The following is an 8,397-nucleotide window of genomic DNA, read 5'->3' on the forward strand; positions in this document are numbered from 1 at the left end:
GTCGTCGGCGACCAGGCAGGCGCCGACGCCCGAGCCGAACAGGACCACCACCGCGTCCCCCGCGCCGCGGCCCGCGCCGAACCACATCTCGGCCTGGCCGAGGGTCTTGGCGCCGTTGTCGATGAAGTACGGCACCCGCTCGGGGAGTCCGGACCGCTCGCGCAGCAGCGCCTCCAGCGGGACGGCGTCCCAGCCGATGGTCTGCCCGTGCACCGTCGCGCCCCGCTGCGGATCGCCGGCGACGATGCCGGGCACGCCGATGCCGACGCCCAGCAGCCGCTCCGGCGCCAGACCGGCCGTGGCCAGCACCTCCGCGACGCCGTCCCGGATGTGACCGGTGACCACCTCCACGTCGTACCGCTGGGGCTCCAGCGGTCTCTCCGTGCGGGAGACCTCGGCGAGCGCCAGGTCGAACAGCTCGACCCGGACCCGGGTCTCGCCGACGTCGACGCCGATCAGGTGCCCGCTCTCCGGCACCACGCGCAGCAGCGTCCGGGGGCGGCCCCCGTCGGAGTCGACGCTGCCGGCCTCCTCCACCACGCCGTCGGCGATCAGTTCGGCGACCACGTTGCTGACCGACCCCGAACTCAGTCCGGTGGCCGGGCCGAGGTCGAAGCGGGTCAGCGGGCCGTCGAAGTACAACTGGCGCAGGACGGCCGCCCGGTTGCCCCGCCGCAGGTCACGCACCGTGCGTCCGTTCCGCGCCCTCATCCGGTTCCTTCCGTTCGTATCCCCGAACGCAAGATACCTCTGCGCGACGCCTTGACGCGACCTTCTCACAGGTCTTAACTCACGCCCTGAATTAAGTCGTGACGGGAAGCGCCGTGGAAGCGGGCCGCCGACCGTCGACTCCCGGGAAGGGACCTACGTACCCATGCGCAGAATCCGAGCCGCGGCCGCCGGCGCGGTCACCGTCTCCCTGCTGGCCGCCGTATCCGCCTGCGGCGGCGGTTCGGCGACCGGCGGCGGGTCCGGCGACTCGCCCGAGAAGCTCACCTACTGGGCCTCCAATCAGGGCCCCAGCATCGAGGCGGACAAGAAGATCCTCACCGCCGAGATCGCCAAGTTCGAGAAGGACACCGGGATCGACGTCGAGCTGGAGGTCGTGCCCTGGAGCGACCTGCTCAACAGGATCCTCGCCGCCACCACCTCCGGCCAGGGGCCGGACGTCCTCAACATCGGCAACACCTGGTCCGCGTCCCTCCAGGCGACCGGCGCGCTGCTGCCCTGGGACGACAAGAACTTCGACAAGATCGGCGGCCGCGACCGCTTCGTGGAGTCCGCGATCGCCTCGGCGGGCGCCGAGGGCCAGGACCCGGCCGCCGTCCCGCTGTACTCGATGGCCTACACGCTCTACTGGAACAAGAAGATGTTCGCCGACGCCGGCATCACCGAACCTCCCGCCACCTGGGACGAGATGGTCGAGACCGGCAAGAGGCTCAGCGGCGACGGGAAGTTCGCGCTGGGCGCCGAGGGGGCCAACCTCTCGGAGAACATCCACCACGTGTTCACCTTCGGCCGGCAGCACGGCACCACCTTCTTCACCGCCGACGGCAAGCCCGACTTCACCTCCGACGCCGCCGTGGACGCCGTGAAGCAGTACGTGGACCTGATGGCCGAGCACGAGATCATCGCTCCCGGCAACGCCGAGTACGCACAGAACCAGTCTCTCCAGGACTTCGCCAAGAACAAGACGGCGATGGTCATGTGGCAGAACGCGCAGACCGCCTTCGCCTCCCACGGGATGACGGACGACGACTGGGGCGTCGCCCCGATACCCGTGGGGTCCGGCGAGCCCGGCGGCGGCACCGCCGTCAACTCCATGGTGGCCGGGATCAACATGGCCGTCTTCAAGAACACCGACAACCTCGACGGCTCCCTGGAATTCGTGAAGTTCATGACCAGTGACGCCGAGCAGAAGACACTCAACTCCGCCTACGGCTCCATCCCGCCGGTCAAGGCCGCCCAGGACGACCCGGCCTTCGACGGCCCCACCCAGAAGGTGGTCCGCGACACCCTCGCCAAGAGCGCCGCGCCACTGCCCCAGGTCCCCTCCGAGTCGCAGTTCGAGACGGCCGTCGGCACCGCCGTGAAGGAACTCTTCGCCGAGGCCGCCGCCGGCAAACCGGTCACCGAGGACCTCGTCCGGGAGAAGCTGACCAAGGCCCAGCAGCAGATGCCGCAGGGGTGAAGCAGCACATGACCACCACACTCGCTCCCCCGGAGGGGAAGCGGGCGGCCGAGGGGGCGGCGCGGACACCGCGCCGCCCCGGACGGCTGCGCCGGGCCTGGCTGCCCTACGCGCTGCTGCTGCCCGCGCTCGCCCTCGAACTCCTCGTCCACCTGGTGCCGATGGTGTACGGGCTGCTGATGAGCTTCAAGGAGCTCACGCAGTTCTACATCCGCGACTGGACCACCGCCCCGTGGCGGGGACTTGAGAACTTCCGCGTCGCCGTCGACGTCGACACGCCCGTCGGCGCGGCGCTGCTGCACTCCTTCTGGGTCACCTGCCTCTTCACCGTCCTGTCGGTCGGCCTGTGCTGGCTGCTGGGCATGACCACCGCCGTCTACCTCCAGGAGTCCTTCCGCGGCCGGGGCCTGCTGCGCGCCCTGTACCTGGTGCCGTACGCGCTGCCCATGTACGCCGCCGTGATCACCTGGACCTTCATGTTCCAGCGCGACAACGGCCTGGTGAACCACGTCCTGGTCGACCAGCTCGGGCTGTTCGACGAGGCGCCGTTCTGGCTGCTCGGCGACAACAGCTTCTGGGCCATGCTGACCGTCTCGGTCTGGCGGGGCTGGCCGTTCGCCTTCCTGATCGTGATGGCCGGCCTGCAGACCGTCCCCCGCGAGCTCTACGAGGCGGCCGCCCTCGACGGCGCGGGCCGGTGGCAGCAGCTGCTGCGGGTCACCCTGCCCTCGCTCCGGTCGGTCAACCAGGTGCTCGTCCTGGTGCTCTTCCTGTGGACGTTCAACGACTTCAACACGCCGTTCGTCCTCTTCGGCAAGTCCGCGCCGGAGGCCGCCGACCTGATCTCCATCCACATCTACCAGGCCTCCTTCGTCACCTGGAACTTCGGCAGCGGATCGGCGATGTCCGTCCTGCTGCTGCTCTTCCTGCTCGTGGTCACCGCCGGATACCTGCTGATCACCTCACGCGGACGGAGGAAGGCCGATGGCTGACACCCCCAGGTCTCCCATGGCCGCGCCCCGCTCCTTCGTCTGGTCGCGGCGCGTGTTCCTGACCCTGCTCACCGTCTTCGTGGCGGTGCCCGTCTGGGTGATGATCTCCAGCTCGCTCAAACCGCTCCAGGACGTCTCGGGGGAGTTCCGGTGGCTGCCCGCCGACCTCACCGTCAGCCCGTACATCGACATCTGGTCGACCGTCCCGCTCGGCCGCTACTTCGTCAACTCGCTGATCGTGGCGGGCGCGGCGACGGTCTGCTCGGTGGTGATCGCGGTCTTCGCCGCCTACGCGGTGAGCCGGTACGAGTTCCGCGGCAAGCGGATCTTCACGACCACCGTGCTCTCGACCCAGATGTTCCCCGGCATCCTCTTCCTGCTGCCGCTCTTCCTGATCTACGTCAACATCGGCAACGCCACCGGCGTCGCCCTGTTCGGCTCGCGCGGCGGTCTGATCCTCACCTATCTGACCTTCTCGCTGCCGTTCTCCATCTGGATGCTGATCGGCTACTTCGCCTCCGTCCCGCGCGAGCTGGACGAGGCGGCGCTGGTGGACGGCTGCGGACCGCTGGCCGCGCTGCTGCGGGTGGTGGTGCCGGCCGCGGTGCCCGGCATCGTGGCCGTCACCGTCTACGCCTTCATGACCGCCTGGAGCGAGGTGCTCTTCGCCTCCGTGATGACCAACGACGCCACCCGCACCCTCGCGGTCGGCCTGCAGGCCTACGCCACGCAGACCGAGGTCTACTGGAACCAGATCATGGCCGCGTCCCTGGTGGTGAGCGTGCCGGTGGTCGCCGGGTTCCTGCTCCTCCAGCGTTATCTGGTGGCCGGCCTGACGGCCGGCGCCGTCAAGTGACGGGCCGCACCGCCCCGCACCCCGTACCTTCCGAAGGGAAACCCGTGTCCATCGACCTCGCCGCGCTGCCCCGCGACTTCCTGTGGGGCACGGCCACCTCGGCCTACCAGATCGAAGGCGCCGTCGCCGAGGACGGCCGCTCGCCCTCCATCTGGGACACCTTCTCGCACACCCCGGGCCGCGTCGACAACGGCGACACCGGCGACGTGGCCTGCGACCACTACCACCGCTGGCGCGAGGACATCGCGCTGATGAGGGAACTCGGCGTCAACGCCTACCGGCTCTCCGTAGCCTGGCCCCGCGTCGTCCCCGGTGGCGACGGACCCGCCAACGAACGGGGCCTCGACTTCTACGACCGGCTGGTCGACGCCCTGCTCGAGGCCGGCATCACGCCGTCCGTCACCGCCTACCACTGGGACCTGCCGCAGATCCTCCAGGACCGCGGCGGCTGGCCCGAACGGGACACCGCCCACCACCTGGCCGCCTACGCCTCCGCGCTGGCCGGACGGATCGGCGACCGGGTGACGCACTGGGCCACCCTCAACGAACCGCTCTGCTCGGCCTGGATCGGACACCTCGAGGGCCGGATGGCCCCCGGACTCACCGACCTGACCGCCGCCGTCCGCGCCTCCTACCACCTGCTGCTCGGCCACGGCCTGGCCGCACAGGCCATCCGGGCCGCCGCGCCCGGCGCCCGCGTCGGCATCGTCAACAACCTCTCCGAGATCCGCCCCGCCTCCGGCGCCGCCGAGGACCTGGCCGCCGCCCGCCGGATGGACGGGCACACCAACCGCTGGTGGCTCGACCCGGTGCACGGGCGCGGCTTCCCGGAGGACATGCGGGAGGTCTACGGCGTCGAACTCCCGGAGCGGGCCGGTGACCTGGAGACGATCGCGCAGCCGCTGGACTGGCTGGGCCTGAACTACTACTTCCCGATGACCGTCGCCGACGACCCCACCGGCCCCGCGCCGTACGTCCGCGAGATCCGCCTGCCCGACGTGGAACGCACCGGCATGGACTGGCAGGTGGACGCCGGCGGCATCGAGTCGCTGCTGCTGCGGCTCACCGAGGAGTACGGGGCCCGCGAGCTGTACGTCACCGAGAACGGCTCCAGCTACCCCGACGTGGTGGGCGAGGACGCGAGCGTGCGGGACCCGGAGCGGGCCGCCTACCTGGAGCGCCACCTCGCGGCCTGCGCCTCCGCCGCCCGCAGGGGCGCCCCGCTGGCGGGCTACTTCGCCTGGTCGCTGCTGGACAACTTCGAGTGGGCCTACGGCTACGACAAGCGGTTCGGGCTCGTCCACGTCGACTACGCGACCCAGCGGCGCACGGTGAAGTCCAGCGGCCGGCGGTACGCGGAGATCGTCCGCTCCCACACGGCGGGCGGCGGGGAGGAACGGGACTTGGCGGTCTGACCCTCCCGGCGTGACGAAAGGCCCCCCGGTCTCCCGGGGGGCTTCCTCGTGCGGTGCGCGAGCGGGCGCCTGTCACGTGCCTGGACGGCCGCCTACGGGAAGCGGACGACCTTCGAGGGGACGGTGTCCGAGCCGGAGGTGGCCGACCCGGTGTCGTTGACGACGTGCCGGTACTGGCCCATGCCGCCCAGGGAGATCACCTGGAGGTGGTTCATGCTGATCCCCGGCTTCACCGGCACCTGGAAGCCGTGGTGCTGCACGATCGACGGGTCGGACGTGTAGTTGCAGTAGCTGCCCAGCGCCCACGCCTCGTGCGTGTTCACCGAGTCCGCCACCTTGTACGCGGCCCAGCCCACGATCCCGTCATGGGTGATCGCGGCGGCGTTCGGAGCGTCGTACGCCTTCTCGTTCTGGAAGAAGATGGTGCGCCCGCGCTCGCCCTGCCACAGGACGTCGTACTTGTTGAAGTGCTCGACGAACAGACCCGTGGTCAGGACGTCGTCACCGTTGACGACCATGCCGTAGTCGGACCGGTTGGTCTCCCAGCCGACCCCGGCGCCGTGGTCCGCGCGCCAGATCCAGGTGTGGTCGACCACCACGTCGTCGCTGTTGATCACCACGCCGTTGACGGCCAGGCCGGGGCCCGCGCCGCCGACGCGGACGAACACGTCCTGCATGGTGGTCGGGTTGGCGGCGTGGTCCGCCGAGGCGCCGGACGGGCCGATCCGCAGCAGGGTGTCGGAGCGGGTGGCACCGGCGTCGATCAGGAAGCCCGCCAGCCGCACGCCGTCCACGTCCGCGACGTGCATGGCGTCGACGCCGTTGTCGGGGACGAAGGTGGCGAGGCCGAGACCCAGGACCACCGTGTTCGCCCGGTCGATCTCGATCGCCCGGTCCAGGTGGTAGACGCCCGGGGTGACCAGCAGGTGCAGGCCCTGGGCGAGCGCGGCGTTGATGGTGGCCGCGGTCGCGCCCGGCTTGACCACGTAGAACTGGTCCAGCGGGAGCGACGTGCCCGCGTTGGCCGGCCAGGACACGCCCCGCGCGTTGGTGCGCTTGGCGGGGACGAACACCTTGTAGGCCGAGCCGTCCAGGTAGAGGAACGGCTTCTCCCGGGAGATGGGCGTGGTGTCCATCGTGGTGTACGGACCCGAAGCGAAGTTGGTCGCCGGGGCGCCCTGGACACCCGTGAACGTCATGTTCCAGACGCCGTTGGTCCAGCCGCCGACCGAGCTGTCGCGGGTGTACCACTGCTGCTGCGAGTACGGGCCGACCGTGCCGTCGATCCTCGAGTCGGCGATGTAGCCGCCGGAGGCCCATCCGTAGCCGTTCGGGGCGAGGTTGAGTCCGCCCTTGACGTGGATGCGGCGGAACGGGGCCGCCTGGGCGACCGCCCACCGGTTGGTGCCGTTGGACGGGGTGATGGCCAGGTTCTCCGCCGAACGCCAGAAGTTCTGGGTGGCGTTGCCGTTGAACCAGCCGGCGTCCACGGTGACGTCACCGTTGATCTGCGTGTCGTCGGGGTTGAGGCCGAGGCCGGAGATCGAGGTGTAGAAGCCGATCTGGGCGTTGATGCCGTTGTACGTGCCGGGCTTCAGCAGGAACTGGTAGCGGCCCTCACCGAACTGGTTGGACTCCTGCCGCGCGAAGACGTCGTCGAAGCGCTGCTGGAGGCCGGGCGTGGACGGGTCGACGACGATCACGTTGGGCCCGAGGTCGCCGCCGCCGGTGACCGGCGGGACGCCGCCGCCCGAGCCGGTGCGCACGGCCATCTCCCACAGCGAGTAGCCGTAGGCGGTGGCGCGTGCGGTGCCGTGCAACCGCACGTAGCGGCCCGATCCGGCGACCTCGTAGGAGGCCTTGCCGCCGGTGCCGCCGGTGACGTTCCTCAGCGTGGTCCAGGTGGTGCCGTCGGCGGACACCTGGAGGGTGAAGTCGCGGGCGTACGCGGCCTCCCAGTCCAGGTCGATCCGGCAGACGTCCTGGACGGAGCCGAGGTCGACCCGCAGCCATTGCGGGTCGGCGTGGGCGCTCGACCAGCGGGTGGAGCCGCTGCCGTCGAAGGCCGCCGAGGCGGCGAGAGCGGCGCTCTCGGTGGAGGAGGCGGTGGCCGGGCGGTTCAGCGCGGCGTTGGCCGTCGAACATCCGGAGGCGGTGCCGGTGGTGCCGAACACCTGGAACTCCCAGAGGGAGACGCCGTACTGGGTGGCCCGGCGGTCGGCGTACACCCGCACGTGGCGGGCGGCGCCGGAGACGTCGACGGTGTCGGTGCCGCCGTCGCCGCCGGTCACCTTGCGGGCGTCGGTCCAGGTGGCGCCGTCCGGGGAGAACTGGATGCGGTAGTCGGCCGCGTAGGCGGCCTCCCAGCGCAGCACCACCTGGGTGACCGAGGCGCTCGCGCCGAGGTCGACGCGCAGCCACTGGCCGTCGGCGGCCGCCGACGACCACCGGGTGCCGGTGTCGCCGTCGACCGCGAGCCCGGCCGCGTACACCGGGCTCTCGTCGGAGGAGGAGGTGGCCGTACGGCCCTGGGAGAGGGGGATCTCGGCGGCGGCCGGCGCCGCCGGCGCCTGGTCGGGCCGCGCCGAGGCGGACTGTGCGGGGAGGGTGAGCAACGCCGCCGTGGCGACGAGAGCGGCACCCAGGGATCTGAGTCTCATGTCCTGGCTCCATGCGGGTGGAAGTACGAGGGGGGATGACGTCCGCTCGCGCACGCTGGAACTGTGCGACTTAATTCAGGGTTTGATTTAAGTGATGAACCGATGCCTCGACAAGCCCTCGCGCACGCATTCATGAAAAGAAGTCAGCTGTGCCCGAGGAGTGACAGGGCGGGGCGCGCCGCGTGTGCTGACCGGGCCGGGAGACCGGAGCGGCCAAGGTGAGGGCGTGGATCTGACGTCCGTGCGAGAAGTCGTCGACGCGCGCGAGGCCGGTGGCTGGCGG

The 8,397-nt window shown here is 70.7% G+C and carries 6 protein-coding genes; 4 read left to right on the forward strand and 2 right to left on the reverse strand.

The annotated features are described in order from the left end of the window. On the reverse strand, window positions 1-711 hold a 711-nt coding region (locus HW445_RS11380), incomplete at its 3' end, for an ROK family transcriptional regulator (RefSeq protein ID WP_180220906.1). 163 nt (window positions 712-874) lie between these two features. On the opposite strand from HW445_RS11380, the gene HW445_RS11385 reads away from it, so the two are divergent. From HW445_RS11385 to HW445_RS11400, 4 genes are read left to right on the forward strand one after another with little or no spacing between them, the layout of a single operon-like run. Continuing rightward, window positions 875-2,191 (forward strand): sugar ABC transporter substrate-binding protein, encoded by a 1,317-nt coding sequence (locus HW445_RS11385; protein WP_180220907.1) that lies wholly within the window; start codon window positions 875-877, stop codon window positions 2,189-2,191. 8 nt (window positions 2,192-2,199) lie between these two features. Continuing rightward, complete coding sequence (locus HW445_RS11390; RefSeq protein WP_180220908.1) at window positions 2,200-3,183, forward strand: carbohydrate ABC transporter permease; 984 nt, start codon at window positions 2,200-2,202, stop codon at window positions 3,181-3,183. After that, on the forward strand, window positions 3,176-4,039 hold the full coding sequence (locus HW445_RS11395; RefSeq protein WP_180220909.1) for a carbohydrate ABC transporter permease: 864 nt from the start codon (window positions 3,176-3,178) through the stop codon (window positions 4,037-4,039). Before HW445_RS11390 ends, HW445_RS11395 begins: the two co-directional genes overlap by 8 nt. A gap of 44 nt (window positions 4,040-4,083) precedes the next feature. Beyond that, entirely contained in the window at window positions 4,084-5,454 is a 1,371-nt protein-coding gene (locus tag HW445_RS11400; protein WP_180220910.1) for a GH1 family beta-glucosidase, read from the forward strand. A gap of 92 nt (window positions 5,455-5,546) precedes the next feature. On the opposite strand, the gene HW445_RS11405 is transcribed toward HW445_RS11400, so the two are convergent. After that, window positions 5,547-8,114, reverse strand: coding sequence for a discoidin domain-containing protein (locus HW445_RS11405; protein ID WP_180220911.1), 2,568 nt, complete (start codon window positions 8,112-8,114; stop codon window positions 5,547-5,549). Window positions 8,115-8,397 lie beyond the last annotated feature (283 nt).

This window comes from Streptomyces sp. UH6 (assembly GCF_013421635.1).
Classification (GTDB): domain Bacteria; phylum Actinomycetota; class Actinomycetes; order Streptomycetales; family Streptomycetaceae; genus Streptomyces; species Streptomyces abyssomicinicus.

Coding starts and splice junctions, on each gene's coding strand:
- HW445_RS11385 (WP_180220907.1), top strand. CDS start 875: ATGCGCAGAATCCGAGCCGCGGCCGCCGGCGCGGTCACCGTCTCCCTG.
- HW445_RS11390 (WP_180220908.1), top strand. CDS start 2,200: ATGACCACCACACTCGCTCCCCCGGAGGGGAAGCGGGCGGCCGAGGGG.
- HW445_RS11395 (WP_180220909.1), top strand. CDS start 3,176: ATGGCTGACACCCCCAGGTCTCCCATGGCCGCGCCCCGCTCCTTCGTC.
- HW445_RS11405 (WP_180220911.1), bottom strand. CDS start 8,114: ATGAGACTCAGATCCCTGGGTGCCGCTCTCGTCGCCACGGCGGCGTTG.